Origin of the sequence: Marivita sp. (assembly GCF_020055635.1) — a bacterium.
Taxonomy (GTDB): Bacteria; Pseudomonadota; Alphaproteobacteria; order Rhodobacterales; family Rhodobacteraceae; genus Marivita.
Genome location: NZ_JAIPUT010000007.1, coordinates 20,514 through 44,557, shown reverse-complemented (window position 1 = coordinate 44,557; position 24,044 = coordinate 20,514). Strand labels below are relative to the sequence as shown.

The 24,044-nt window shown below is 63.6% G+C and carries 25 protein-coding genes; 9 read left to right on the top strand and 16 right to left on the bottom strand.

Going from position 1 to position 24,044, the window contains the following annotated elements; all coding sequences use genetic code 11:
* The first annotated feature begins 248 nt into the window (after positions 1-248).
* The 3 genes from LCF60_RS05580 to LCF60_RS05570 all read left to right on the top strand — a co-directional run bounded on the left by LCF60_RS05580 (position 249) and on the right by LCF60_RS05570 (position 2,187).
* Positions 249-812, top strand: coding sequence for a hypothetical protein (locus LCF60_RS05580; protein ID WP_292290285.1), 564 nt, complete (start codon positions 249-251; stop codon positions 810-812).
* Complete coding sequence (locus tag LCF60_RS05575) at positions 809-1,291, top strand: hypothetical protein (RefSeq protein ID WP_292290283.1); 483 nt, start codon at positions 809-811, stop codon at positions 1,289-1,291. The genes LCF60_RS05580 and LCF60_RS05575 overlap by 4 nt, the downstream gene beginning before the upstream one ends.
* Positions 1,292-1,515: 224 nt before the next feature.
* Positions 1,516-2,187: a DUF1045 domain-containing protein gene (locus tag LCF60_RS05570; RefSeq protein WP_292290282.1), complete on the top strand. Its 672-nt coding sequence runs from the start codon at positions 1,516-1,518 to the stop codon at positions 2,185-2,187.
* Between the two features lie 74 nt (positions 2,188-2,261).
* On the opposite strand, the gene LCF60_RS05565 is transcribed toward LCF60_RS05570, so the two are convergent.
* Positions 2,262-3,407 carry a response regulator gene (locus LCF60_RS05565; RefSeq protein WP_292290281.1) on the bottom strand — a complete coding sequence of 382 codons (1,146 nt, stop codon included), beginning with the start codon at positions 3,405-3,407 and terminating at the stop codon, positions 2,262-2,264.
* Between the two features lie 25 nt (positions 3,408-3,432).
* Positions 3,433-3,825, bottom strand: a complete 393-nt coding sequence (locus tag LCF60_RS05560) for a winged helix-turn-helix domain-containing protein (protein WP_292290280.1) — start codon at positions 3,823-3,825, stop codon at positions 3,433-3,435.
* A gap of 207 nt (positions 3,826-4,032) precedes the next feature.
* On the opposite strand from LCF60_RS05560, the gene LCF60_RS05555 reads away from it, so the two are divergent.
* Positions 4,033-4,854: a fumarylacetoacetate hydrolase family protein gene (locus LCF60_RS05555; protein ID WP_292290279.1), complete on the top strand. Its 822-nt coding sequence runs from the start codon at positions 4,033-4,035 to the stop codon at positions 4,852-4,854.
* Here LCF60_RS05555 and LCF60_RS05550 read toward each other — a convergent pair.
* Positions 4,829-5,143: a hypothetical protein gene (locus LCF60_RS05550; RefSeq protein ID WP_292290277.1), complete on the bottom strand. Its 315-nt coding sequence runs from the start codon at positions 5,141-5,143 to the stop codon at positions 4,829-4,831. The genes LCF60_RS05555 and LCF60_RS05550 overlap by 26 nt on opposite strands.
* Before the next feature lie 56 nt (positions 5,144-5,199).
* On the opposite strand from LCF60_RS05550, the gene hemN reads away from it, so the two are divergent.
* Positions 5,200-6,555 (top strand): oxygen-independent coproporphyrinogen III oxidase, encoded by a 1,356-nt coding sequence (gene hemN / locus LCF60_RS05545; protein ID WP_292290276.1) that lies wholly within the window; start codon positions 5,200-5,202, stop codon positions 6,553-6,555.
* A 213-nt stretch (positions 6,556-6,768) separates the two neighbouring features.
* On the opposite strand, the gene LCF60_RS05540 is transcribed toward hemN, so the two are convergent.
* From LCF60_RS05540 to fliF, 8 genes are all read right to left on the bottom strand, one after another.
* Entirely contained in the window at positions 6,769-8,841 is a 2,073-nt protein-coding gene (locus LCF60_RS05540; protein WP_292290275.1) for a hypothetical protein, read from the bottom strand.
* Between the two features lie 95 nt (positions 8,842-8,936).
* On the bottom strand, positions 8,937-10,301 hold the full coding sequence (locus LCF60_RS05535; protein WP_292290273.1) for a hypothetical protein: 1,365 nt from the start codon (positions 10,299-10,301) through the stop codon (positions 8,937-8,939).
* Positions 10,302-10,515: 214 nt separating this feature from the next.
* Positions 10,516-10,878: a hypothetical protein gene (locus LCF60_RS05530; RefSeq protein ID WP_292290272.1), complete on the bottom strand. Its 363-nt coding sequence runs from the start codon at positions 10,876-10,878 to the stop codon at positions 10,516-10,518.
* A 576-nt stretch (positions 10,879-11,454) separates the two neighbouring features.
* Positions 11,455-12,468, bottom strand: coding sequence for a flagellar motor switch protein FliG (locus LCF60_RS05525; RefSeq protein ID WP_292290270.1), 1,014 nt, complete (start codon positions 12,466-12,468; stop codon positions 11,455-11,457).
* Between the two features lie 22 nt (positions 12,469-12,490).
* Entirely contained in the window at positions 12,491-13,321 is an 831-nt protein-coding gene (fliP, locus tag LCF60_RS05520) for a flagellar type III secretion system pore protein FliP (protein ID WP_292290269.1), read from the bottom strand.
* Positions 13,322-13,324: 3 nt separating this feature from the next.
* The gene (gene fliN / locus LCF60_RS05515) at positions 13,325-13,654 is read right to left on the bottom strand and encodes a flagellar motor switch protein FliN (protein WP_292290268.1); all 330 of its coding nucleotides are present in this window, start codon (positions 13,652-13,654) and stop codon (positions 13,325-13,327) included.
* Positions 13,647-14,321, bottom strand: a complete 675-nt coding sequence (locus tag LCF60_RS05510; protein WP_292290266.1) for a hypothetical protein — start codon at positions 14,319-14,321, stop codon at positions 13,647-13,649. Before LCF60_RS05510 ends, fliN begins: the two co-directional genes overlap by 8 nt.
* An 11-nt stretch (positions 14,322-14,332) precedes the next feature.
* Entirely contained in the window at positions 14,333-15,973 is a 1,641-nt protein-coding gene (fliF, locus tag LCF60_RS05505; protein WP_292290264.1) for a flagellar basal-body MS-ring/collar protein FliF, read from the bottom strand.
* 277 nt (positions 15,974-16,250) lie between these two features.
* On the opposite strand from fliF, the gene LCF60_RS05500 reads away from it, so the two are divergent.
* From LCF60_RS05500 to LCF60_RS05485, 4 genes are read left to right on the top strand one after another with little or no spacing between them, the layout of a single operon-like run.
* Positions 16,251-16,769, top strand: coding sequence for a flagellar basal body-associated FliL family protein (locus tag LCF60_RS05500; RefSeq protein WP_292290263.1), 519 nt, complete (start codon positions 16,251-16,253; stop codon positions 16,767-16,769).
* A 13-nt stretch (positions 16,770-16,782) separates the two neighbouring features.
* Complete coding sequence (locus LCF60_RS05495; RefSeq protein ID WP_292290262.1) at positions 16,783-17,751, top strand: FliM/FliN family flagellar motor switch protein; 969 nt, start codon at positions 16,783-16,785, stop codon at positions 17,749-17,751.
* Positions 17,751-18,086: a hypothetical protein gene (locus LCF60_RS05490; protein WP_292290261.1), complete on the top strand. Its 336-nt coding sequence runs from the start codon at positions 17,751-17,753 to the stop codon at positions 18,084-18,086. Before LCF60_RS05495 ends, LCF60_RS05490 begins: the two co-directional genes overlap by 1 nt.
* Positions 18,080-18,784, top strand: a complete 705-nt coding sequence (locus tag LCF60_RS05485) for a hypothetical protein (RefSeq protein ID WP_292290260.1) — start codon at positions 18,080-18,082, stop codon at positions 18,782-18,784. Before LCF60_RS05490 ends, LCF60_RS05485 begins: the two co-directional genes overlap by 7 nt.
* Here LCF60_RS05485 and LCF60_RS05480 read toward each other — a convergent pair.
* The 5 genes from LCF60_RS05480 to LCF60_RS05460 are packed head-to-tail and all read right to left on the bottom strand — an operon-like array spanning position 18,765 to position 24,043.
* Positions 18,765-19,931 carry a flagellar type III secretion system protein FlhB gene (locus LCF60_RS05480; RefSeq protein ID WP_292290259.1) on the bottom strand — a complete coding sequence of 389 codons (1,167 nt, stop codon included), beginning with the start codon at positions 19,929-19,931 and terminating at the stop codon, positions 18,765-18,767. The genes LCF60_RS05485 and LCF60_RS05480 overlap by 20 nt on opposite strands.
* A 3-nt stretch (positions 19,932-19,934) precedes the next feature.
* Positions 19,935-20,696 (bottom strand): flagellar biosynthetic protein FliR, encoded by a 762-nt coding sequence (locus LCF60_RS05475; protein ID WP_292290258.1) that lies wholly within the window; start codon positions 20,694-20,696, stop codon positions 19,935-19,937.
* A gap of 3 nt (positions 20,697-20,699) precedes the next feature.
* Complete coding sequence (flhA, locus tag LCF60_RS05470) at positions 20,700-22,802, bottom strand: flagellar biosynthesis protein FlhA (protein ID WP_292290257.1); 2,103 nt, start codon at positions 22,800-22,802, stop codon at positions 20,700-20,702.
* Positions 22,803-22,805: 3 nt separating this feature from the next.
* Entirely contained in the window at positions 22,806-23,774 is a 969-nt protein-coding gene (locus LCF60_RS05465) for a transglycosylase SLT domain-containing protein (protein WP_292290256.1), read from the bottom strand.
* The gene (locus LCF60_RS05460) at positions 23,774-24,043 is read right to left on the bottom strand and encodes a flagellar biosynthetic protein FliQ (RefSeq protein ID WP_292290254.1); all 270 of its coding nucleotides are present in this window, start codon (positions 24,041-24,043) and stop codon (positions 23,774-23,776) included. Before LCF60_RS05460 ends, LCF60_RS05465 begins: the two co-directional genes overlap by 1 nt.
* Between the last annotated feature and the right edge of the window lies 1 nt (position 24,044).

The following is a 24,044-nucleotide window of genomic DNA, read 5'->3' as shown; positions in this document are numbered from 1 at the left end:
TAATTACACGATTCAAAAGGTGTACGCGGGCACATTCCAATCTGATCGGCCGTGAGACGGACGCCGTAAAGGTGCTGGCGCGGTTGTGACCAAGCACGTCGCACCTTGGACAGTTGTCGGGGGCGTCCCGGCGCGCAAACGCCGCTTTTCAGAATGACAGGCCGAAGCCCTGAGGGAGATTGCGTTGTGGGACGGGTCCCGCGATACGTACGAGCGTGAACTGCCGGACATTCGGAGACTCGACATCGATGCTTTCATTGAAAAATACCGAGGCTGATCCACCACCCCTGCGCAAGCCTCGCAAGGTGGTGGATGGCAGTCTTCTGGTTCTGCTGGGCTTCACCCTTGCCGGTGGATTGGCCGTCCTTTGGACGTCGGGGCTTGACCGCACGATCGAGATCGTGGCCGAAACCTTTCGCTTCATCGCACTGCTGACGCCGAAGATCGCGGCGGGGATATTCATCGCCGCGACACTGCCGATGCTTCTTCCCCGCGACCGGGTGGGACGCTTGATCGGGCGCGAAAGTGGACTGCGAGGTCTTGTTGTGGCCGCCGCGTGCGGCGCGGCCTTGCCCGGCGGGCCGATGATGACCTTTCCCCTGGCGGCGGGATTGACGCTCGCCGGGGCGGATCTCGGGGCGATGATCGCGTTCATTTCGGGCTGGAGCCTTTTGGGGCTGAACCGGACCCTGATCTGGGAGTTCTCTTTCCTGCCCTCGGATCTTGTCTGGACACGTTATCTGCTCAGCCTTCCTGCGCCGGTTCTGCTGGGATTGGCCGCGCGCGCCGTGATGCAAAGGCGCGTGGCATGAACATCCTGATCGGAACGGTCCTGATCGGGGCAGCGGCCCTTTGGCTGTGGTCTTACCTGCCCAATTCGCAATGGCGGCACGCGTCTTATCGGGCCTCGCTCGATACCTTCCTGTTCACCGCGCCGCGTGTCCTCGTTGCGTTGCTCGGCGCAGGGTTCTTTGCCGAGTTGTTGCCCGAGGATCAGGTGCGTCGCCTTCTGGGAGCCGAAGCGGGAATCACCGCGGTGTTCCTTGCGATCGCGTTGGGGCCGCTGACGCCGGGTGGGGCGTTTGTGAGTTTTGCCATCGGTGCAGCGGCGCTCAAGGCAGGCGCAGCCCCGGTCGCCGCGATTGCCTATGTCACGTCCTGGTCGCTTTTTTCGACGACGAAGATTTTCGCGTATGAATTGTCCTTCATGGGCCGCCAGGCAACGCTGGTGCGCATTCTTGTCAGCCTGCCGGTCCCCTTTGCCGTCGCGGGACTTGCGTACTTACTCTGAGCGATTTCTTTAAGGCATGGTCGGCAAAGCTGAAGATGTTGGTCTGGTGTGTCGCGATCCGGGCGGAACCGGCGATCTTGACCCGTCTCTTTCTGTGACGCCTTTCGCCGGTTCTGGTCACGACACGATCCGGCAGAACGAGGCGGGCATTGGCAAGATGCAGCACCTCTGACATGGAACCGTCATCGGCCTCTGCCAAATGGGTCGAAAGGAAAGGTGAGTTCATGTCATATACGCGTTTTGCGATCTATTATCTGCCGCCGGAGGGCAGTTTGGCCGATTTCGGGGCGGCCTGGCTGGGTTGGGATTGCGTCGCGGGGCGCGACTTGGTTCAGCCCGACGTGCCCGGACTTGATGATGTGACAATGACACCACGCAAATACGGGTTTCACGGCACGCTGAAGCCGCCGTTCCGGCTGGCCGAGGGCACGGATCTCGAGGGTTTGTGCGTGGCGATGACTCGGATGACGCAGGCTTGCGGTCCGGCGCAAAGCGACGGTTTGGCCCTGACCAGTCTGGGTCGGTTCCTCGCGTTGACTCCGTCTGGCGATACCTCGGGGATTGCCCGCGTGGCCGCGACCTGTGTCGAGGTGCTGGATGCCTTCCGCGCTCCGCCGTCACCGGCCGAGCTTGAGCGTCGGCGCAAGGCGCGGCTGTCAGAGCGCCAGGAGGCGTTGCTGCAACGGTGGGGCTATCCCTACGTCATGGAGCAGTTTCGCTTTCACCTGACCCTGACGGGCCGTCTTCCGATCACTGAGATCGACCACTGGATCGACACCGCTAGCGCATATCTGCCCCCCCTGCCCGCGCCTTTCGTGATGGACGAGGTTGCGCTGGTGGGCGAGCGGGAGGATGGGCGTTTCGAGTTGATCCAACGCTACACCCTCGCCGGTTGAAGCGCATCGAGCGCCCGCGCGACAGCGTCTTCACTCGCGCCGTCATTCGCGGTGGTGACACTGTCCGGGCCGGATTACCTCTCGAATAGAAAGGGCTGTTTTCCGACTGCCGCGTCCCGCTTGTCGGCGGAGGCTTCCGATACCTGAGAGGCACGCTGCTGGCCACGGGAGATGCGCCGCGGAATGATCTTTTGCGGGGCGGCCTTCATCAACGCAATCTCGTAGGAGGTGACGACGCATTGCTGGTCTCGTCCAAGGATCTGATGGCGCATGTCCGTCTCGCATTCGGCCGTGGTTCGATGGGCGGCATTGCCCCTCGCGATGGTCCCGGCCTGGAAGAGGGCATTGATGCGCAGGTGGTCATCCGGGTCCGAAAGACGGACATGTTCGACACAAAGCGCTATCTCGGCGCGACAGGCGGCGACGGTTTGGAATGCCGTTGTCGCCAGGCTGGCCTTGAATACGCTATGGATGCCCTTGGCGGATATGAACCCGACATCGAAGAGCGCGACCAAGAAGACGCCGTGGCCGGTATAGCTGATCCGTGGATTCCACGCCGCCGTGACATGGTAAATCGAATTGGCCAGTTCGTTCACGAAGGCCCGGAACTCGGTGGCTGTTAACGCGTCCCAGAGACGTTCGACGTCCGAGACGGCGACCGAAAACATGTGCATGGACCGGCGGAGTTGATCTGTCTCCATGAATTCGCACACGAGATCTGCCTGGCTCACAAGCCCCGGTTTCGATTCAAGGCTGAAAGCGTCCGGCAGTTGCAGGGCCGATGCGCGCTCTGCCCGAGCTTTGACCGGGTTGGGGCGCGCATGCCGGTGTGCCGCCTTGGTTGCGTTCATGAGCGATTCCGCTGCACGCAACCGTGTGACCAGTTCCAGCCCGTCGAAAGGCTTGCTCACGTAATCCGTCGCACCAGACGCGATGGCACTTGTCAGGGTGTCCTTGTGCTGCACCGCAGTGATCATGATGATCGGAACATGTGCATAGAGCGGCATCTGGCGCACATGGCGGCACAGGGCGACGCCGTCCATTTCCGGCATGACGATATCGAGCAGCAGGCAATCGTAAGGGGTTTCAGCCTCTGCGATAAACGCCAGAGCTTCGCCAGGAGACTGCGCCAGATCAAAGTTATCGTAGCCTGCGGCGCTCAGGGCCAGTTCCAGGATTTCGAGAGCAGTGAAGTCGTCATCGACAGCGAGGATTTTCATGATGCCCCTTCAAGAGTATGCGTCTTCATCCGAACCGCCACGCGACGGCAGGACTCGCGGACGAGTCGGTCATGTCAAAGCAGTCGACCAAAGCTGAGGCATGAACTTGTCCGAATTTTGGCAACCGGGCGTCAAGATAACGAGATTGTCCCACCTGCGCGGGATTGATCTGGTCGCCCGGATAGGTGACGTCCTGAAGGTTCGGACCGGGACGTGACCCGACAAATGTGTCCCTGCCGACATGCCGCCAGATGCACCCCTGTGCTTCGAGTTCGGCCAAAGCCTTGCGGACCTCGATGCGCGTCGTGCCCAGTGCCTTGCAAAGTTCGCGCTCTGGCGAAACGCAGTCATTGTGGCGAGATCCAGCGGTGTCGATCTGGTCGCGCAGCCGTTGCGCAAGGTCGGTTGTTGAGGACATGCCGCCGCCCAATCCGGTGATTGGTTGATTGATCGAAACCTTGAGACTACGAAACATGCCTGGGAAGAGAAGAGTGTCCGCGAATCGCAAGGCAAGGCCTTGCCGGACGCGCGCGACACAAGAACGAGGGAGGATCGCCGAGTGCGATTGGCTACGATATCCGTGGGCGGCAATGCAATCTGTGTTGCATACCTGTCTGACGGCAGCATGTTGGACATCTCTCAAGCCGCGGGGACGATGCAATCCCTGATCGAGGGCGGGACACCGGCGCTCGACGCGGTCCGCAAACTGTGGGCAGAGGCCGAAGACGGCCAGCATGCAGACAAGACGATCCGCAACGCTGTCACGCTTCTGGCGCCGATCCCGAAACCGCTGAAAAACGTTTTCTGCGTCGGCCGCAATTACGCCGAGCATATTGCCGAGGGAGACCGCGCGCAGAACCAGAAGGTCGGCGCGACGGAACATCCGGTCTTCTTTACCAAGCCACCAACGTCCGTCGTGCCTCCGGATGGAGATGTCCTGATTTTCCCGGACGTTTCGACATCGATCGACTACGAGGTGGAGTTGGCAGTGGTGATCGGCAAGGCCGGGCGCAACATCGCAAAGGCCGACGCGATGGACCATGTCTTCGGCTACACGATCCTGAACGACGTCACCGCACGCGACGTCCAACGCCGCCACGGCGGACAGTATTTCAAGGGCAAGGGTCTCGATGGATCCTGTCCCATCGGCCCGGCCATCGTGACCGCCGATGAAATCAGCGATCCCCAGGCGCTTTCCATCGGCCTCAAGGTCAATGGCGACCAGCGCCAGGACGGCAACACGAAAGACATGATCTTCGACATTCCTACGCTGATCGCGTCGCTGTCCGAGGGTCTGACGCTGGAACCCGGCGATCTGATCGCCACGGGCACGCCGTCGGGTGTCGGTTACGCGATGGATCCACCGCAATTCCTCAAGGATGGCGACACAGTGGTTTGCGAAATTGAAGGGATCGGGACGCTCAGCAATACCGTGCGCTCCGTATAGAGGCCCCCCCGCGGGGAAGTCCGGAAAAATGGCAGATGCCAGTGACCTTTTTGCCCGGCAGATGTACAAGGCTCAACTCAAGCCCGGTAAAATAGGCCAGCGTGCCTTCGGACCCGGCATAGGGCCTGGGCTTTGGATCGTCGCCATTGAAACGGGCCCGAATGCCGTCCGGCAAGATGGCCGAAATCGCGCGAATATTGTCGCGCATGATCAACAGATCGACCCGGATCAGGCTCACACTGGCTGACACAAGGGCAGATGACGGCTTCGACGGGCCGCGTATTTTCATCGCGCAATTTGATCTGGTGCAAAGATGAGGGTTTCGTACCCGTTTACACAGAGCGCATGGAACACATAGACACACTCAAGGCGCTTGGCCTTTTCGATGCGCGCGTGCCGCGCTACACGTCCTATCCGACCGCGGCTGTCTTCTCGCCCCAGACCGGGGGCGCGTTTCAAAAAGCCGCTCTGGAAGGGCTCGATCCGGCGGACCCGGTCTCGGTCTACATCCACATTCCGTTTTGTGAACGCTTGTGCTGGTTCTGCGCCTGCCACACCCAGGGCACGCGGACGCTTGGCCCGGTGGAAAGCTATATCGGGACGCTGGAGGCGGAACTCGAGCTGCTGCGGCAAACCATTCCGGGCGGCCTGCGCATGGGCCGGCTGCATTGGGGAGGCGGGACACCGACGATCCTTCCGCCGCCGCTCATCCACCGCCTCGCCAAGGCGATCAGGGCCGTGTTTCCCCCCGCCGAAGAGTTCGAGTTCTCAGTCGAGATCGATCCCATCATGGTCGACCGGTCCAAGATTGAAGCACTTGCCACCGAAGGTCTGACGCGCGCCTCCATCGGGATCCAGGATTTCGACCCCGAAGTGCAGCAGGCCATCGGGAGAGAGCAGCCCTTTGACGTGACACGGACATGTGTCGACGATCTGCGCGCGGCGGGTGTCACGTCGCTCAACACCGACCTGGTCTACGGTCTGCCACACCAGAGCCTCGCGCGTATCGAAGACACCATCGACAAGGTCCTGACCTTCGCGCCTGACCGCGTGGCGCTTTTCGGCTATGCGCATGTTCCCTGGGTGTCGAAGCGGCAGAAGCTGATCGACGAGGCCGCCCTGCCGGATGATCTGGCGCGCTATGCCCTTGCCACCCGCGCGGCCGAGCGGTTTGTCGAGGCCGGCCTGACCGCCATCGGCATCGACCATTTCGCCCGCCCCGAGGATGACCTCGCGCAGGCCCTGACCACCGGACATCTGCGCCGGAATTTCCAGGGCTACACCGCCGACACATGCCAGACCCTGATCGGTCTCGGGGCCTCCTCGATTTCGCGCTTCCCGGACGGCTACGTGCAGAACGCTCCTGCGACCGCCGCCTACATCCAGCGGATCAACACCGGCGCGTTTCCCGGCGCCCGCGGCTATCACATGACGGCCGAAGACCAGTTGCGCGCGCGGGCGATCGAACGGTTGATGTGTGCATTCACGCTTGATCTGGATGACCTGGGATCAGAGTTCGGCCCGGTCGCCTATGGTCTTGCCCCGTCACTGGGCACCATGGCGGCGCGCTTTGCGCCTTACGTCACGCTGGACGGCACGCGCCTGCACATCGCGCCGGAGGGTCGCCCGCTGACCCGCATCATCGCGTCTGTCCTGGATCAACACGTGCCCGAAGGCGTACGGTATTCGCGCGCGTCTTGAACTGTCGCGAATAGACACAGATGCGGGGACCGCTTCTTCCTTGATGGGCGCAACGATGAACAATGGCAGGTTCGCCCCTTCCGGACGTGCTCAGCAGGTCATCGGAAATGCCTCATTGGGTTGACTTGAAATTCGCCCTGAAAATGTTGGAAGAGCCCGGCTCGATGCCGGGCCCTCCATGGATACGCGTGACGTTCGCGGCACACTCAGAGTTTACTGGGAAATGCCAGCATTGTTGCCGATGCCGCTCTGGGTAAAGTTGGCGACATTGCTCATGCCGACCTGCGTCACGACGGCCTGGTGCATGTTGCCCGAGACCGAACCGTCGATGCTGTTGCCGTTACCGTCTTGCAGCGTGGCAAAGCTGTTCAGGTCCCCTGCAACCGCAAGCAACAGAGAGTTGCCATCGCCGTTCTGGAACAGGTCGCCTTTGCCAAGACCGGTGCCGTTGGCGGTCAGCGCGGCACCCGAGAATGTTGGTGACGACGGCGGGTTGATCGGGACGGTCCCGACGAACGGCAAGGTGAGCGTTGGCGAGGTGTAGTTGTTCCGGTCCCCCGTCACCGACACGTCCATGTTGTTGTTGCCAGCACCGCCCTGCTCCAATTGCAGGCGGTTCAAGTTGCCGGTCATCGACGCCATCAGGACGTTGTTCCCAGCACCACCGACGTCGGCAGTTGCAACGTTTCGGAAACCATCCTGCAACAGCGTCGTATCGTTGTCGCCGCCGCCACTGATGGTGATCCTGCCGTCATTGGCCTCGCCAAGCTGATCGAGCAGGGTGGTGTTCCCGCCGGCGCTGCCGATATCGGCCAGACCGAAGTTTCCGAAGCCGTCCTGCAGGACGTCGGTGACGTTGTCGCCACCGCCGCCGACAAGTGCCGTACCGATATTAAGATTGCCCATCTGATCGACCGTGGTGGTGTTGTCTCCACCGCCGGAAATATCCGCCGTGCCGATGTTCGCGTTGCCATTCTGCAGGACGTCCGTGGTGTTGTTTCCGCCACCCCCAACCCCTGCCGTACCGATATTCGCATTACCGGTCTGATCGACATTGGTGGTGTTGACGCCGCCGCCGGAAATATCTGCGGTGCCGATGTTCGCGGTGCCATCCTGAAGGACATTGGTGGTGTTGCCACCCCCACTGATGACGGTTGCCGTGCCGATGTTCAGATTGCCGGTCTGGTCGATCAAGGTGGTGTTGTCTCCACCGCCGCCAATTGTCGCCGTGGCCGTGTTGAAGTCACCCGTTTGCCGCGACAGCGTATCGTTGTCGTCTCCGGACACATCGGTCGAGGCGAAGTTGTCATCGCCTGTCTGGTTGATCCCGGTGCTGTTGCGAGTCCCGGCCACGGTGGCAAGGTCGATTTCGTTCCGGTCGCCGAACTGGCCAACACCGACCGAATTATCATTGCCTGTCACGACGATGCCAAGGGCAAGGTTCTCGTTCCCTGCCTGCTCCACGCCATAGGAATTGCCCGTTCCCCCAATCGAGAGCGCCGTCACGTTGAGGTCGCCGGTCTGGTTCACTTCCGAAGCGCTGGCATTGCTGGCCCCCGAGAAGCCATCGGTCAGTTCGTAGGGTGCCACGCCGTTGCTTTCGCCGGTCATCAGAACATTCGCGCTGTTGTCATCGCCGATCTGTCTCAGGCGGCGCAGGCGCAGCCGGGTGCCGTCCTGTTCGACCGAGGCGATGTTGCGCTGGCCATTCTGGGCCACGCCGCCATCGGTGGTCGAGGTCAGGATGTTGTTCTGCCCGCTCCCGGTGTTATTCTGGACGATGGACGCGGTGTTCCCGTCTTCGCCGCTGCCGCCGTTGCTTTGGCGCAGGTTGGCATTGTTGGGGCGATCCGATGTTGTCTGGGTGATGTTAGCCTCGTGATTGTCACCGACCTGAATGGTCGTTCCGACACGGTTTCCGGAAGAGCCGGTCGCGGCTGGATCGCGGGCCTGCACGATCGAAAGAGTATTGCCATCGCCCAGCTGATCGGCACGACCATCGTTGAAGGGACCGGGTGCAACCCTGTTGGCACTGCCGATTTGCGTGATGTTCATGACGTTGTCATCACCCACCTGCTTTGCGATGCCATCCACAATCCCGCCCGGGCCGGACGGTGTCGGCTTGACATGCCCCACGCTTGAATTGTCTGCGCCGGTCTGGTCGATCAGAGCCGAGTTGGATTCGCCTTCCTGTTCCAGAAGGACGAAATTATCATCGGCAAGCGCTGCAGACAGCGACAGGACAAGGGCGCTGCTCGATGTAAGAAGAAGTCTGGTTATGGTCATTTTCAAATCCTTTTGAGGTCAATTTTGTTGAAGCGCCCGATGCGAGACCGGACACTTTCGTCGATAGGCGCATTTCGCGCGGATGGTTCTACGGCCTATTGGATGATCCCGGCGTTGTTGCCATTGCCGACCTGGCTGAAGGTGGCACTGTTGTCATCGCCGATCTGGGCAACGACGGCCTGGTTCATGGTTCCATCCGTGATCGACCCGACAGTCGCGTTGCGATTGCCGTTCTGGTAGGTGGCGAAGCTGTTGTTGTCGGCATTCGTGCCGGTGATGAACACGCTGTTTCTCGAATTGCCCGATCCTCCATATCCGATCTGGATCAGGTCGCCACGCCGGAAATCCGCGCTTTTCAATCCGCCGCTGGCGCGCACGAAATCACGTGCAATCAACGCCGATCCGTTGAAGGGGTCAGAGGCAAGCAGATTGTTGTTGCCGCTCCCGTCGAGGGTCACGAACATGTCGTTGCGGCGCTGTTTCTGAAATCCGTTGAGATAGTTGTCGTCTCCGGTGACTTTCAGTTCGGCCTCGTTGAAATTGCCGTCGACGTCGAGGCGCGTTTCATTGCGGTCACCAACCTGGCTGACAAGTGCCTCGTTCTGGTTTCCGTTCACTGTGGCCAAAGCGAAATTCTCATTTCCGACCTGTTCGAACCCAATGCTGTTCAGGTCGCCGGCCACGGTCGCAAGAGAGATCTCGTTGAGGTCTCCGAATTGACCTACTCCGACAGAGTTGTTGTTCCCCGTCACCATGATGCCCAATGCATCGTTTTCGTTGCCCTGCTGCTTCACGCCGTAGGCATTGGCCATCCCTGAAATGTTCACGTCGGTCTGGTTCAGATCGCCAAGTTGCAAGACCTCGCGGCTAAACGCACCGACAGAGCCCGACGGCCCACCGACAGTCAAATCCGGCTGTCCATTGTCAACGCCGGTGAGAACAACATTCGCATCGTTATCATCACCAACTTGCTCCAACAGTCTCAGGCGGAGGCCCTGACCCTGCTGCTCAACCGCCGCCGTGTTGCGCTTGCCGTTCTGGACAACCCCGCCAACGTGACCTGGGCCAGAGGACACTTCGTTGCGGTTGGCATTCTGGTTGTCCGGAGCGGTGTTGACCTGAGTCACACTGGCCGTATTGCCATCTGCACTATTGCCGGCATTGTTCTGCCGAACGTTTGCATAGTTGCGATTCTGGTCGCTCGTTTGCGAAATCGTCACATCATTGCCAGCACCCTCTTGGCGCATCACGGTCACCACGTTGCCCGTGCTTGTGGAGGGTGATGTCGGCGGGATCGTGCGGCTTTGCTCGATGCTGCCATTGTTTTCAGTGCCATCCTGAAGGAGAATTGCCGCCGCCGCGTTACTTGCAATCCTGTTGGCATCACCGGCTTGGCTGATGACGAGAACGTTGTCATCGCCGTTCTGTGTTGCCGCGGGAATGGACCCCAGCACACCCACGTCGGAATTGGTCGCAAGGGACTGATCGATCAGCGTCGAGTTGTCATTTCCGGATTGTGCCAATTCGGTTTCATTGCCATCTGCAAGTACCGCAGTCATCGATAGGCCAAGCGCAGTGGATGTGGTGAAGATAAGCCTGGACAGTTTCATGGTAATTCTCCCTTGTAGAATTCAGGTTGGTAGATGCCGGGAGCGTGGGCCGCTCCCGGGGACGTTAAACATGCGGTTCTTGCGAGATCCCCGACAAGTTTGAGGAGGCGCGGTGCGTCGTGCTGGAAAAGTTGCCAGTTCCGACCGACACAACGACGACTTGCTTCCAGTCGCCGGCCTGTAAGCTTGTTGCCGGAGTCATCCAGCAAGGTGGTGAACGTGTTTCAATTTCCGTTGACGAGCGATGATGCTCTGTATTCGTCGCCAAGTCGGCAACGTCACGGCCCGCGATGATGCCTGTGCCACCAGACTTACCGACCAGCACTGAGGTGCCGGAGCCGTTACGATCAAGAAGCTCGTCATCGGCAAGACCGGCGCTCATCAAAAGGCTGAGGGCTGTCGTGAAGAGAAGCTTTGGGAATTTCATTAATCAGGTCTCTAAAATTGGGCTGTTTTCTTAAATGTCTTGCTTTGGCATTTTCACGGACATTTTTTCCGCACGTCTCCATTTGGTTGCCGAAAGGGCTCCATTACCGAGTTGGTACAACGGGATTTAAAATGAATTGGTTCTAGGCAATCCTAGGTGACCAGTGCTGTATCAAGATGCCATTGATCGGCGCAAAAATCGGTCAAGCTACGGTGTTCTTCCTCCCCTTGCTCACAACCTGAATGTTAACTTTTCAGAGTTTGCTACAAAATTCCACAGCTTTTGCCCAATTTTGCCCAATTTCTGCCTTTTCCTGCTTTAATGCAATTTACGGAAGTTTTCTTTGGATATCGATATCCTCTTAAGTTGTGTTGCGCAGATGGCGAGTTTCCACTTTGGACACGAAATTGCTTTGATAGGTGGATTGTCGATTTCGACAATTGGCCTTCGAGCTTGCTGAACGATTTGATGCTTCGCAGCCCCTGCTCATGACGGGCCCGCCCGGGCCGCGGTGTCAGCCGTTTTTCTTTGTCGGCGTATCGCCGTTGATTTTGAGTATAGAGATGAGGGTGTTTGTCATTCGAGGAGTTCGTCTTCCTGGGTTGGGAGGCGGATGATTTCCTGTCTTGCGAGGTCGTTTGCGATGTCGATGAGGGCGGATTGTGCTTCGCGAGTGTCGCGGGCTCGGACGGGACCCATGTCCTGCATTTCGGCGCGCAGCATGTCCTGCATCCGCAGGGTGAGGGTTTCCATGATGCCGTCGCGGATGGGTTTTTTTGCGCCGCGCAGCGCGAGCGCGAGGAGTTTTCCGTCGGCCATGCGGATGATGCGCTGAAGCGCGTTTGCGTCGAGGCGGATGAGATCGTCGAAGGTGAACATCTTCTGCTTGATCGCGATGAAGTCGGTGGGCGCGCGCTGTTCGAGGGCCTCGGACAGCCGGTCGAAGACGGCGCCGTCCATCTTGTTGAACATGTCTGCCATGCGTTGCTTTGAATCGTGGCTTGTCTTGCGCGAGGCGGCGGTGAGGAGTTCGTTGCGGACGACGTTCTCGAGGGTTTCGGTCACGTGGCGGGGCAGCATGTCGATGCGGATCATCCGGGTCGTGATGTCGGCCATCCGCTCGGGTCCGAAGAGCGGCACGACGCGCGCGGCGACGTCGGGTTTGACCTTCGTCATGATCGCGGCGATGGTCTGGTCGTGCTCGCCCTTGAGCCAGCTCGCGATGGTCTGCTCGTTGAGGGTGGAGAGGGCCTCCCAGACGTTGCGGCCGCTTGCCGGGCCCTTCAGCTCGCCCATGATCTCGGCCACCTGGTCCTCGTTCATGAAGTTCAGCAGAAGCCGCTCGGCCATCTCGATCGAGCCCTGGACGCCGGCGGAGCCCGAGACGTTCTCGGAGAACTCCTTGAGCACGGTCTCGACCGTTGCGGCGGGGATCGTGCCGAGCGTCGACATCGCCGATACGAGGGCCTGGATCTCGGGGGTCGACAGCTGGCGCATCAGTTCGGAGCCGCGCGACTCGCCCAGGCAGATGAACAGGATCGCGGCCTTCTCGATGCCGCGCAGGCGAATGTCGTCGGGGGGGATTTTCATGGGAGGGCCTGCGTGTTCGGGCTTAGTATGCCGCGTAGGACTGGATGAGCGAACCGGCCAGCATGTACCAGCCGTCGATGAGCACGAAGAAGATGACCTTGAAGGGCAACGAGATCATCACCGGCGACAGCATCATCATGCCGGCGCCCATGAGGATCGACGCCACGATGAGGTCGATCGCGACGAAAGGCAGGTAGATCAGGAAGCCGATGGTGAAGGCCCGCCGCAGTTCGGAGATCATGAAGGCGGGCACGAGGACCGACCACGAGACCCCGGCGCGGTCGTCCGGTCCGTCCGGTGGCTCGGCCGCCATGGCCGCGCCCGGAGGCGCCAGGGCCTCCTGGCTGCCGGCGCCCCCGGCGGCGTAGCGTTCGAAGAGCGCGATGTCGATCTCGCGGGTGTTGGCCGCCATGAAGCGGTGGAACGGCATGGCGATCCGCGGCACCGCCTGCTCCTCCGTGATCGCGCCCTCGAGCAATGGCGCGAGGCCCTCGTCCCAGCTGGCCTGGAAGACCGGCTGCATCACGAAGAAGGTCAGGAACAGCGCCAGCGAGGTGATGACGAGGTTCGGCGGCGACTGGTTGAGCCCGAGCGCCATGCGGAGCATCGACAACACGATCACGAAGCGCGTGAAGCACGTCATGACGATCATCAGCCCCGGCGCGATCGACAGGACCGTCAGCAGGCCGATGAGCTGGACAAGCCGTCCCGACAACGCCTCGCCGCCGTCGTCGCCAAGGCTCTCGGACAGGTCCCGGAGCAGCGGGCCAAGCGACTCCATCGGCGTGGCCTGCGCCAGGGCAGGCCCTGCGCAGAGACCGACGAGACAGGCCAGGGGAAGGGCCCCGCGCATCTGTCAGCCAATCACCGAGACGTAGTCCTTGACGATCTCGGTGAGCGTGATGCCGATCCCGTCCTCGCCCACCTTGACGAGGTCGCCGCGGGCCACGAGCCGGTCATTGATCATCACGTCGAGCGGTTCTCCGATCTTGCGGTCGATCTCGATGACCGAGCCGCGGGCCAGCGAGAGGAGCTGCGAGATCGACATGCGCGCCTGGCCGAGCACCACCTGGACGTTCAGCGACACGTTGAGCATCGAATTGATGTTGTGGCCGTCGATCTCCTCCTGCGCGGGGCTGTCCTTGGCCATGTCGTCAAGGAGGTTGGGCTGTGGCGGGTTAAGCATCTTCTGGACCTGTTCCTGCTTCGGGAGGGGGGGCGGACGCCGCGTCGGCGACGAGCGCGAGGATGGACCGGCAGAGCGCCGGGAAGGAATGGCGCGAGCGGCCGTTGCACCAGCTCGCCCGGACCTCGGACGGCTCGAGCGCGGCATCGGGGACCACGCGGATGGCGGGGCCCTGGTGGTCGCCGCCGGCCGCAAGAATGTCTGCAAACGTGTCCGGGAACGTGTCCGCCACGAGGGGGGACAGGTGTATCTCCAGCGTCGGGCTGCCGACGGCGCGCCTGACGATGCGGGCGATTTCCGCATCGAGCCGCCGGCGCCCGAGGGCGTGGACGATCTCCGGCAGGACCCGCTCGGAGACGTCCCGCACATAGGCCACCATCTCGGCCTCGAGGCCTTGCCGGTACGCCGCCCGATCTGCAACCAGCGCGGCGATCTCGGGGAGGAGCTGTTCGAGCGCGTCTGCGCGCCGCGCCTCGAGCGCCGCGCGCATCTCCGCGCGGCCCTCCTCGAGGCCCTGGGCGCGGCCTTGCGCAAGGCCTTCCTGCCGGGCCGCTTCGACCGCCGCGGCAAGTTCGTCCGGGCCATGGACCGGCGCAACGCAGGCGGCGAGACGCCGTTCCTCGTCGATCTCCGCGTCGAAGTCGCGCGCGAACAGCAGATGCGCCATCGTCATTTCCGTCAGCCCTTCTGGTTGATCCAGGCGCGGATCGTGCGCATGGAAGCTTCGGGTTCGGTTTCCACAAGGCGGCTGAAGTCGTCGACATACTGCCGCATGACGTTGCCCGAGAAGGACGAGAAGGAGACGAAGTCGCCCTCGGCCTCTCCTTCACCCGGCGCCCCGTCGGAAAGCCCCGGGCTGTCCGCAAAGGCGCTGCCCATCGCCATCGGTCCCGCAAGCGCCATGGCCATCGGGGCCTCCCCGGGGGCGCCGAGCGCCGGCAGCCCGCCGCCGACCTCCGCCTCGCGCGGGCCGGCGAGATGCCGGAGGGCGGGGCGGACCGCAAGCAGGAGAACCAGCGCCACCGCGGCCAGGCCGATGAGCGCGCGCAGGACGGTTCCCAGATGCAGCGCGAGGAGCTCCGACAGGCCGCCGGTCTCGTTGTCGAGAAGCGCCATGTCCCCGGCGAAACGGAAGCTTTCGACCGTGACGAGGTCACCGCGGGCCTGGTCGATGCCGGCCGCGGTCCGCACGAGGGAGGCCAGCCGCTCGAGCTCCTGCGGGCTCCGCTCGGTATAGGTCTCTCCGTCCCAGCTGCCGTTGACCACCGCCGCAACGGTCAGCCGCTTGATGCCGCCGGCCTCGGTGACCTGCTCGGAGCGGACCGAGCCGATCGAGAACTGCCGTTCCTCGGATTGCCGGGAGCGGCTCTCCGAGCTGCTGCCCCCGCCGCCCGCCGGCTCGACGGCGACGAGGTTGTTGGCCACGTCGACCGCGCCGGGATCGGCATCCCTGGATTGCGACTCCTCGCTTGACGAGGTGATCGTGCGCGGCACCGCCTGCTCGGGATCGAAGCTCTCCTGCACCACGACCCGGCGCGTCGAGTCAAGCTCGGCGGTGACGCGGACGCGGACGTTCTCGGGCCCCACATGGGCGCCGAGGATGCTCTCGATGTTGCGCCGCAGGCGCTCCTCGATCTGAAGCTGCGCATCGCCGATCCCGGTCTCGGTGCCGTCCTCGGCCAGGATCGTCTGGCCGGTGGCCGAAAGCACCGTCACCCGCCCCGGCGCGAGATCGGGCACCGCAGCCGCGACGAGGCTCCGGATCGCGAGCGCCTGGCGGCGCTCCATCACCTGCCCGCGGCGGGTGCGGACGATGACCGACGCCGAAGCCTCCGGCCGCTCCTGCGAGAAGGTCTCGCGCTCGGGCAGGACGAGGTGGACGCGGGCGTCCTCCACCACGTCCATGCTCTTGATCGAGCGGGTGAGTTCGCCCTCGAGCGCGCGCAGCCGGTTGATCCTCTGCAGGAAGCTGTTCATCCCGATGGCCGAGACATTGTCGAAAAGCGCCCATCCCGCCGTGTCGGCCGGCGGCAGGCCGGCCTCGGCCAGCGCCATGCGGGCCTGCGCGATGTCGGCCTCGGGGACGCTGATCATCGTGCCGTCGGGCGAAACCCGGGGCCGCAGCCCTGCGCGTTCGAGTTCGGAGGAGATCTGCGCGCCCGCCGCTGCGGTTGCATCCGTCACCAGCGGGCGGTAGGTCGGCGCCATCGCCACGCCGAGCCCCAGGCCGACGGCAAGAAGCACGCCGAGCCCGGTCAGTCCCAGCAGGACGAGACGGCGGCGACCGAGTGCTGCCAGATTGTCGATGACGTTGTTCACGGGCCCCCCGGCGCCTGACCTGCCCGCCCGTGGACTCCCCGCGGATTCCCTGGAAGTGGCTTGCGAAAAACGGGATATACCGAGTTTTGAACAATCTCAAGACCGGCGAAGACCGTGCCGGAAGTTGAAGCCTTCCTGCAACGCCCTGTGCCTGTTGGCCCGGATCTGCGGGCTTTGCCCCGGGCGGCCCGGGAAATTCGGATCGCGGGGCTTCCCAAGCGGGCGCCGACAGGGTAACGGTTTGCGAAAAGCTTTCTGATCCCGGAGTTCGCGCATCATGTCCAGCGTCACGGCGCTTCCCGAAGCTCCCGCCTCGCGGGGCAGGATCGTCCTGATCCTTGGGGTTGCCCTCGTCTTCCTGGTCGGCGTCGGCGCCGGCATCTCCTTCGGGATGGTGTTCGGCGACGACACCGCCTCCGAAGACCCGCCGCACGCCGCCACCGAAGAGAGGGACGCGCCCGCGCGCGACCGCCAGGAGGTCGAGGTCGGCCGGATCACCGTCGTCATCCCCGCCGATCGGGCCGGCGGCGGAAGGCTCCATCTGCTCATCGCACCTCTCGTGGTCGCCTATCCCGACGCCGTGGCCGACGACCACGACACGGGCGAAACCACCCCGGCGCCCACCGCCGAGCTGAGGGATGCGTTCATCGAGTACCTGTCGCAACTCAGGGAAAGCGACGTGCGCGGCAGCGCCGGCTTTGCCCTGCTGCGCGAGGAGCTGTTGCGCCGCGCCCGCGCCGTGGCGCCCGAACTGAACGCGAAAGCGGTCCTGATCCAGGACCTCGTTATCCAATGAGGGAGAACCCCGTATGGAAGACACCGACCCGCACGCGCCCGCACCCGGGCTGACCGCGCCCCAGACCCGGCTCGTCGAGGAAGAGATCATCGCCAAGGCCTCGGCCGGCTTCCAGCCGCTGCCGATGCTGGACGTCATCTTCTCGCGCATGGCGCCCGCGACCGCAGCCTCGTTCCGCGCCCGGGCGAGCCTGCTCACCGATATCCGGTTCGACCGCACGACCTATGCCTGCTGGGGGGAGGTGGTCACGGGGATGGACCCGCATGCGATCTGCGCCACGGCCCAGGCGCCGGAATGGAACGGCGCGATCGCGCTGTCGATGGACAGCGAGTTCGTCTTCGCCGCGATGGAAAAGCTGACCGGCGGCATACCGGTTCCCGGGGCCGCGCCCGCCCGGGCGCCGACCGGGATCGAGCGCGAGACCATGCGCCATCTCTTCCGCCTGATCCTCGAGGATCTCGCCACCAACATGTCGCGGATCGCCGAGGCCCGGTTCAGCCTCGAGGCGGTCGAATCCCCCAAGGAGATCGGCGCGATCCACGGCGTCAACACGCCCTGCGCCATCGCCCGGATGGAGGTCCGGCTCGACGATTGCGAGGGCAGCTTCAGCATCATCATCCCGTTGCGCACGCTCGATCCGGTGCAGGAGCGGCTATCGACGATGTTTCTCGGCGACAAGCTGGGGGGCGACACCTCCTGGCGCGACCACATCGCGGGCCGCATCACCGGCTCGAGCGTCGTCGTCACGGCCCGGATCCACGAAAAGCGGATCCCGCTCGCCCAGATCCTCGGCTGGAAGCGGGGCACGCAGATCGACTTCGGCATCCTGCCCGACCAGGAGGTGACGGTGATGTGCTCGGGCATCCCGATCCTCTTCGGACATGCCGGCCGTCTCAAGAGCGGCAACATCGCGCTGCGGGTCGAGCGGGAGGCGGGCGAACCGGCCGAACCCACCGATCCTGAAGAGCTGGAGGCGCTGTGATGGCCGATATGGACCTCATCGAGGGCGCCATCCTGGTGCTCCTGCTCGGCGGGATCGGCTATGGCGTCGTCCTGTCGCGGCGGCTCGACAGGCTGAGCCGCGCGCTTGTCGAGTTCGGACCGGCCCTTGCCGCCTTCTCGGCCGCCGTCGACCGGTCGGAGCAGTCCGTGCACGACCTGCGCGCACAAAGCGCCCGCATCGAGACGGTCGCGGCCAACGCCAACCGGTCCGTCGACGCGACCGACAGCCCGGCCCGCCCGGCGCCGGCAGACGACCGCGAAATCCTCATCAACTCCCTGATGGAAATCGTCCGCGGAAGGCGGCGCGGATGCTGAAGCTGGTCAAGATCGGCGCCGTCGCCTTCGCAGGGCTCGCCGGGGCCAAGGCGGTCTCCCTGCTGTCCGGCGCCGAGGGGCTCGATGCGGCCCTGGCCCTGGCAAGGCCCGCCGGCGCCGCCGTCGCGGAGCCGACCCTGCCCCCTGGCTCGGACGCCGCCTGGGACGGGACCGGAACGCCGCGCCGGACGCTGCCCGATGCGCCGGCCACATCCCAGGCCACATCCCAGGCCAGATCGCAGGCCGGATCACAAACCGGGCCCGCAGACGCGCTGCCGGAGCTGCTTGCCGCCATCGCGGCCGAACATGACGCGCTCGCCGCCCGCGCCGCCGAACTCGACCTGCGCGCCGCCGAGATCGACCTGGCCCGCGCCGCCGTGATGTCGCAGAACCAGCAGCTCGCCGCCCTGCGCGACGAGCTCAGCCGCCTTCTCGAGCAGGCCCGGGGCGACCACAACGCCGACATCACCCGGCTCGTCAAAATCTACGAGGCCATGAAACCCGCAGAAGCCGCCGCCATCATGCAGGAAGCCGATCTCGAACTGGCCGTCCTCGTCATCTCCGCGATGCCCGAACGCAGCTCCGGCCCGATCATGGCAACCATGGACCCGATGCGCGCCAACGCCATCTCCCGCGTGATCCTCGAACGCTCCCGCCTGCCAGGAGACCGCGCCCCCGTCATCGTCCGCCTCGACTGACACCGAAGACCCCAGCATCCTCATCCCCAGGACCCCGCAACCGCGACCCAAACGGAAGCTCGCGACGAACCCGACCTCGCAAATCCAATACAAAACTCACCAGACCGGCAACCGCCTGCCAATGCGCCTCGGGTATGACCTGATCAATTTCCGTCGTCGCGTGCAGCGCGCGCGCCAGCGCAGCACTTTCGATCACCGGGACATCACTGTCATACGCAATCCGACGAATCCGCGCCGCCACCAGATCCGTTCCCTTCGCAACGCAAACCGGTGCAACATCAACGCCTCGTACATATCGCAACGCGACGGCATAGTGTGTCGGATTGGTGACAACGAGCGTCGCCGCGGGAACCGACTGAGAGATCCGCTGGCGAACACGCTCGCGGCGGATCTGCATGCGCCGGGCCGCGATGTGCGGGTCCCCTTCGGTCTCCTTGTGCTCGTCGCGCACCTCCTTGATGGTCATGCGCTGCTTCTTGTTGTGGCTGTATCGCTTCCACAAAAGGTCGAAGATCACGATCGGCATCATGAATGCGCAGATGAGTCCGAGCATCTTCAGGGTGCCGGACGCCAACATGCCCGGAATCCATTCCGGTCCCGCGACGGTGCCGGGCAGAAGCGCCCGCATCACCGACCAGACGACGTAAAACCCCACGGCCCCGATCATCATCAGCTTGAGAAGGCTCTTCAGAAAGTCGACAAGATGCTCGGCCGAGGTGAGTTTCTTCAATCCCTTCATCGGTGAAATCTTGTCGGGCTTCGGCCGGATCCGTTCGGCCGAGGCGGCAAACGGTCCCTGAAGAAGGCCCGTCAGAAGCCCACCTGCGCCCAGCAGGCTCAGCGCTCCGGCTGTCATCAGGGCGGCCGGCCGCAAGGGGCCGAAGATGAGGTCGCCCAAATCGCCGATGCCGGCCTCACCGACGCTGATCTCGGCCGCGGTTGCCTGTGTCATGAGTTGTGCCAGCGAATGCGTCGCCTCGAGACCGGGGCCCGTGGCCATCAGGACAACGATGCCCAGAAGCCCCCCGAAACCCAGGAGGTGCCCGACATCACGGCTGATCGGCACATCGCCCTTGTCGCGCGCTTTGCGGAGCTTTCGCTCGGAGGGCTCTTCGGTCTTCGAGCTGTCGTCTTCATTCTCGGACATGGCTTACCGGGACAGTCCGAGGAGCCAGTCGGACAGCACCATCATCATGTGATCCAGAACAGCGGGCAGCGTGATGACGAAGACGGTAAGCCCGGCGAGAATGAGGCCAGGCGCGGCCACGAAGAAAACCTGCATGGTCGGCATGATGCGGTTCGCGAGGCCAAGTGCGAGGTTGAGAAGTACGGCGATGACCAGGAAGGGCGTCGCCATGCTGGTCGCAATCTGGAACGCCCCGGCCCCGAGCCGGGCGATCTGGTCGGTCATGTCGCCCACCGGCAGCCGCCCGGGCGGCAGGATCATGTACGAGTTCAGGATCGCGGAGATCATCATGTGATGCAGGTCGGTCGCGAAGATGAGCGCAATCGCTGCCACGGTCAGGAGCGCGGCAAGCGCGGTGGCGCCTTCGGTATTGGCCTGGCTTGGGGCAAAGGCATTGCTGAGGCCCGAGACCATGCCCACGAGCGCGCCGAGCAGGTGCAGCGAGGCAACCAGAATGCGCGCGCCGGTTCCGATGAAGATGCCGATCGCCGCCTCGGCGCCGAGCAGCAGCGCAAGTGCGGTGACCTGCGTCGGCGGCGCCGGGAGCGGCAGGATCGGCAGAAGCGAGAGCGTCAGCACAAGGCCGAGCGCGATGCGGATCCGTGGCGGGATTTGCGTTTCGCCAAAGCCGGGAAGAAGAAGGACGGCGGTTCCGACCCGCGCGAAGGCAAGAGCGGCCAGGTGAATCCAGCCGCTCACGATGTCGGGGGCGAGGGTCGGATCCACCTGTCACGTTCCGATCGTTGCGACGGTTTTCAGACGGGCCTTTCGATGCACTTCTGAATGCGAGAGGACCTGCGTCTGCCCGCTCACCCTTTCCAGCATGGAGCGCACGATGGGCCGGATATCGGCATTGACGAGAAGTCCGGGCCATTCGTCACGCGCTGCGAATTTCTGAATTTCAACGCGTGCCGCAAGGATGAAGTCCTGTACCTTGGCAGGCGACATCGTGCAGATCGTCTCGTCGCCCTGGGTCCGGATATTGGCTGCGAACTCCGCATCCCACTTGGGACCCAGAACGATCACCGGCACGAAGCCTTCTGCGTCCTCGAGGCCATGGCAGATCTGCACGGCCAGACGCCGGCGGACATGTTCGCCGATGAGGGTGACGTTCTTCGTGACCGCTGCGACCTCGACCACCGCTTCCACGATCATCGGCAAGTTCCGGATCGACAGGCGCTCGGTCAGGAGGTTCTGAAGGACGTGCTGAAGAAGGATCACCGGCGCGGGGTTCGGTATGTCGCTGACGAGCTTCTGGTAGTCACGGTCGAGCCGCTTGATGAGATCCTGCGTGGCCCCGAATGTCAGAAGATCGGACAGATGTTCCTTGATGACCTCGGTCATGTGGGTGATCGCCACGCTTTCGGGATCGACCACGGTGAATCCTGCCGCCTCAGCCTCGGGCGCGCTCGATGTGTCGATCCAGCGCGCGTTCAGGCCGAAGGTCGGCTCTCGGACCTGTTCGCCCGGAATGGCTGTGGCCTCGTCTCCGGGGTCGATCAGCAGACGGCCGCCCGGGCGCAGTTCGCCCGTGGCGACGTCAAGACCCTGTATGCTGATACGGTAGTCATGCGGCTTGAGATGCGCGTCGTCCTTGATCCGTACCGGTGGCAGGATGAAACCGTACTCGGCCATGAAGAGGTTGCGCAGGCTTCGGACCTTGCCCGGAAGCGAGGCTTCGAGATCGTTGACGAGCACCATGAGCGCTGTTCCGAGGTCAAGGCAGATGGCGTCGATCCTGAGCGGGTCTGTCTGATCTTCGGCGTTTTCGGCCTGCGGCCGGCGCGCCTGCTCCTCCTCTTCGGCGCGTTGCCGGTCGAGGCCGCGCTGGACTGAAAATCCGATCAGCGCCAGGCCACCCGCCAGCGCGAGGAACATCATGTGCGGGAAGCCCGGAAGCAGCCCGAGCCCCCCGACCAACGCCGCAGCGAGGTGCAACGCCTTGGGACTCGCGCCCAGCTGCGCAGTCACCGCCTCGCTTGCCATTCCTTCGTTGGAGCCCTTCGTGACGATCATACCTGCGGCGATCGAGACAATGAGCGCCGGGATCTGCGTGACCAGCCCGTCGCCTATGGTAAGAACGGTGAAGTTGTGCATCGCTTCGCCGACCGGCATGCCGTGACGCAGGATGCCGATCAGCACCCCGCCAAGTATGTTGATCAGCGTGATGATGATGCCGGCGACGGCATCGCCGCGCACGAACTTTGCCGCGCCGTCCATGGCGCCGAAAAAGTTGCTCTCGCCCTCGACTTCCTTGCGCCGTCGGCGCGCTTCTTCCTCGTCGATGACGCCCGCGCCGAGATCCGCATCGATCGCCATCTGCTTGCCCGGCATCGCATCGAGCGAGAACCGTGCGGAGACCTCGGCGATCCGGCTGGAGCCTTTCGTGATCACCATGAAGTTGATGACGATCAGGATACAGAACACCACCGCGCCGATCACGAAGTCGCCGCCCACGACAAAGCTTGCGATACCCTCGATGACATGGCCTGCCGCGTCGGTGCCGGTCTGACCCTCGGACAGGATCAACCGGGACGAGGCGACATTGAGCGCAAGCCGAAGCATGGTGACGACGAGAAGAAGCGTCGGAAAGCTGCTGAACTCGAGCGGCTTGTTGACCCAGAGTGCGACCATCAGCACCAGGATCGACAGCGCGATGGACAATGCGAGCCCGAGGTCGAGCAGGACCGACGGCAACGGTACGAAGAGCACCGCGAGGATGACCGCGATGCCGACCGCAAAGGAGACGTCGCGGTTGCGCAAAAGCGGAGCGACAAGGTCGAGGACCGTGTCGAGAGGCGTGGACGACTTCTGTCGGACTGTGCGGGACATGGATCAGTGCGCCGGTGGGGAGGGTAAGAAAAGGGGCTGCGCGGCGCCGCCGTAAAGGGACGCGGCGCCTTCGTCGGCGTCCGACAGGGCCGCGGACCATCCGGCACCTGTCTGCTCGACCACAGGCGAGGGCGATGCGTGCTGGTTCGTGACCGAGGCGGGCAACGGCTCCAGCACGCGCAGGAAAGTGGAACCCCTCGGCGGAATTCGCCGGATGGACGTCTTCAAGGGCCTCATCCGCTGCGGCACGGCCGCAGCCACGCGAATGCCGGGTGCTCGGGTGACGGGCATCGGGGCGACCACGTCCGCCTGGGCGGGAGGAACTTTCTCGGCCAGCGCATCGATCGCAACCGCGCCAGACTCGAGCGTGGCGAGCTGTCGGTCGACGCCCTTGAGATACAGCGCCTTGTGTTCCGGCGTGGCGGAATGATAGCGCCCCGCCGCTTGCCGCCAGTCTCCAGTCTGGGCGCGAAGGTCGCGCAGGAAACGCGCGGCGTAATCGGCATTCAGGGCCGGGTCGAACCCGTCACGCGGCGTCGGGAAGGCGTCGGGATGCCAGCGCAGGTTGATCTGCAGGCAACCGACGTCGATGGAGCGGATGCCCCGCTCCAGTTGCCCCTGCACGAAAGCTTCGGCCTCAAGACGGGTGTCGAAGCGGTGTCCCCGCCCCTCCACGTTCACCGACCAGGGCCAGATCGTCCGCGCCCCCTGGAAGGTCATTCCCGCTTCCTGCAAACCAAGCGCCATCAGCAGGTTGTGCGGGATGCCATTGGCCCGCTCAGCCTGGCGGATCGCCCGGATGCACACCGCCTGGTCAAGCCCGGCTGCCGCTGACGTCTGGCTCTGATCGGGTCCAACCGCAACGTCCACAGCCGACGCGGGGGGAAAAAAGAAAAGGCCGTCGAAGATGCCGGCATCCGATGCCGCTGGCAGCAAAGAGCTCAGCGTCACGGCGAGACACAGGCGCCGCATCAGATCGCGCCTGACTGGATCAGGTCGAAGACCCGTTCGCTGAGGCCGAAGAGTGTCGCGTAGATCAGCGGCAGGGTCAGCGCGACACACACGAAGATTGCCGCGAGCTTGGGAACAAAGGTCAGGGTCATTTCCTGCACCGAGGTCAGAGCCTGCAGGAGGGCGATCCCCAGGCCCACCGCCATTGCCACGGTCAGCGCGGGTCCGGCGGCGATCAGGATCACCCAGATCGTTTCCGCCACGATCTCGCTGACATCGGCCGGCGCCATG

Coding starts and splice junctions, on each gene's coding strand:
- LCF60_RS05540 (WP_292290275.1), bottom strand. CDS start 8,841: ATGACCATAACCAGACTTCTTCTTACATCGAGCAGCGCCCTTGTCCTG.
- LCF60_RS05495 (WP_292290262.1), top strand. CDS start 16,783: ATGGAAGACACCGACCCGCACGCGCCCGCACCCGGGCTGACCGCGCCC.
- LCF60_RS05565 (WP_292290281.1), bottom strand. CDS start 3,407: ATGAAAATCCTCGCTGTCGATGACGACTTCACTGCTCTCGAAATCCTG.
- LCF60_RS05550 (WP_292290277.1), bottom strand. CDS start 5,143: ATGAAAATACGCGGCCCGTCGAAGCCGTCATCTGCCCTTGTGTCAGCC.
- LCF60_RS05530 (WP_292290272.1), bottom strand. CDS start 10,878: ATGAAATTCCCAAAGCTTCTCTTCACGACAGCCCTCAGCCTTTTGATG.
- LCF60_RS05525 (WP_292290270.1), bottom strand. CDS start 12,468: ATGAAAATCCCCCCCGACGACATTCGCCTGCGCGGCATCGAGAAGGCC.
- LCF60_RS05575 (WP_292290283.1), top strand. CDS start 809: ATGAACATCCTGATCGGAACGGTCCTGATCGGGGCAGCGGCCCTTTGG.
- LCF60_RS05580 (WP_292290285.1), top strand. CDS start 249: ATGCTTTCATTGAAAAATACCGAGGCTGATCCACCACCCCTGCGCAAG.
- fliN (WP_292290268.1), bottom strand. CDS start 13,654: ATGCTTAACCCGCCACAGCCCAACCTCCTTGACGACATGGCCAAGGAC.
- LCF60_RS05570 (WP_292290282.1), top strand. CDS start 1,516: ATGTCATATACGCGTTTTGCGATCTATTATCTGCCGCCGGAGGGCAGT.
- LCF60_RS05510 (WP_292290266.1), bottom strand. CDS start 14,321: ATGGCGCATCTGCTGTTCGCGCGCGACTTCGACGCGGAGATCGACGAG.
- LCF60_RS05555 (WP_292290279.1), top strand. CDS start 4,033: ATGTTGGACATCTCTCAAGCCGCGGGGACGATGCAATCCCTGATCGAG.
- LCF60_RS05500 (WP_292290263.1), top strand. CDS start 16,251: ATGTCCAGCGTCACGGCGCTTCCCGAAGCTCCCGCCTCGCGGGGCAGG.
- LCF60_RS05465 (WP_292290256.1), bottom strand. CDS start 23,774: ATGCGGCGCCTGTGTCTCGCCGTGACGCTGAGCTCTTTGCTGCCAGCG.
- fliP (WP_292290269.1), bottom strand. CDS start 13,321: ATGCGCGGGGCCCTTCCCCTGGCCTGTCTCGTCGGTCTCTGCGCAGGG.
- LCF60_RS05490 (WP_292290261.1), top strand. CDS start 17,751: ATGGCCGATATGGACCTCATCGAGGGCGCCATCCTGGTGCTCCTGCTC.
- flhA (WP_292290257.1), bottom strand. CDS start 22,802: ATGTCCCGCACAGTCCGACAGAAGTCGTCCACGCCTCTCGACACGGTC.
- hemN (WP_292290276.1), top strand. CDS start 5,200: ATGGAACACATAGACACACTCAAGGCGCTTGGCCTTTTCGATGCGCGC.
- LCF60_RS05460 (WP_292290254.1), bottom strand. CDS start 24,043: ATGGCGCCGGCCGATGTCAGCGAGATCGTGGCGGAAACGATCTGGGTG.
- LCF60_RS05480 (WP_292290259.1), bottom strand. CDS start 19,931: ATGTCCGAGAATGAAGACGACAGCTCGAAGACCGAAGAGCCCTCCGAG.
- LCF60_RS05560 (WP_292290280.1), bottom strand. CDS start 3,825: ATGTCCTCAACAACCGACCTTGCGCAACGGCTGCGCGACCAGATCGAC.
- LCF60_RS05485 (WP_292290260.1), top strand. CDS start 18,080: ATGCTGAAGCTGGTCAAGATCGGCGCCGTCGCCTTCGCAGGGCTCGCC.